The following is an 861-nucleotide window of genomic DNA, read 5'->3' on the forward strand; positions in this document are numbered from 1 at the left end:
CTGAAGAGATGTATTGACAAGACCACCGCGAGTTAGATTTACCGGACTTGAGCCAAAACTTCCGGGCTCAAACGACACCCTGAACCTGTACTTGCGAAATAACGGGCCGACCTGCGGGTCAGTATTACTTTCGATCAACTGCGACGACACATGCTGTCGCGCGACAGCCCCTGCGATATCCGGCATAACAGTATCCGACTGTGACGGCGCAGCATTCGAAGTCCCAGCCACGAAAACGTTTAGACTCATATTCCACGGCGCTTGGTCACTAAAAATCCGGCCAAACCCACTATTGCAGATCGTGTTGCGCCCTGGGAACGTCTGCTGGATCGGTTTGGCCAACTCCAAGATGCTGCCATCCTCGGCGTATTTATGGCCGCGGTGGGTCATGGCGTAGAAGTGGCCCATCACGCCGATTTCGACAGGATTAAGGGCAAGCTTTGACATCAGAAAATCCTCCCGGATTGGATGGATGGGGTAGTGGTTGCGCGGTCTGCAATCGAGCCGACGGGGCTGGCCCGGATGTCGCCCGCACGCACGGATGGGGTAGTACTTGCCGCGTCTTGGATGGCGCCAAGTGGCGGCGCGGCAATGCGCCCACCGACAATCGATGGTGTAGTCACGGCCTGATCGACGGTAAGCGGGACAGGCGGCACTGAGATCGCGCCAGAAACCATCGATGGCAACGTGCTTACCGCGTCAGTGAGTGGCGGCGCGATGCGGTAAATGTCGCGCAGGGAACCACTGATAACTGAGGGAGTTGTCGCTGCAACGTCGCCGGTCTTCGGCGGGAAGACCACGGGATAGAGTGGCGACGTCGCATAGATATAGGGGTCGCCACCCGCGCACGTCGGCATCGGG

General features: G+C 58.4%; 2 protein-coding genes. Both read right to left on the reverse strand.

What is annotated here, in order from left to right:
* Nucleotides 1-447, reverse strand: a 447-nt coding sequence (locus ARC78_RS16000; RefSeq protein ID WP_145974378.1) for a hypothetical protein, incomplete at its 3' end; no start/stop codon positions are given.
* Nucleotides 447-861, reverse strand: a 415-nt coding sequence (locus tag ARC78_RS16895) for a hypothetical protein (RefSeq protein WP_206742683.1), incomplete at its 5' end; no start/stop codon positions are given. The genes ARC78_RS16000 and ARC78_RS16895, both read right to left, overlap by 1 nt.

Origin of the sequence: Stenotrophomonas pictorum JCM 9942 (genome assembly GCF_001431585.1) — a bacterium.
Lineage (GTDB): Bacteria > Pseudomonadota > Gammaproteobacteria > Xanthomonadales > Xanthomonadaceae > Stenotrophomonas > Stenotrophomonas pictorum.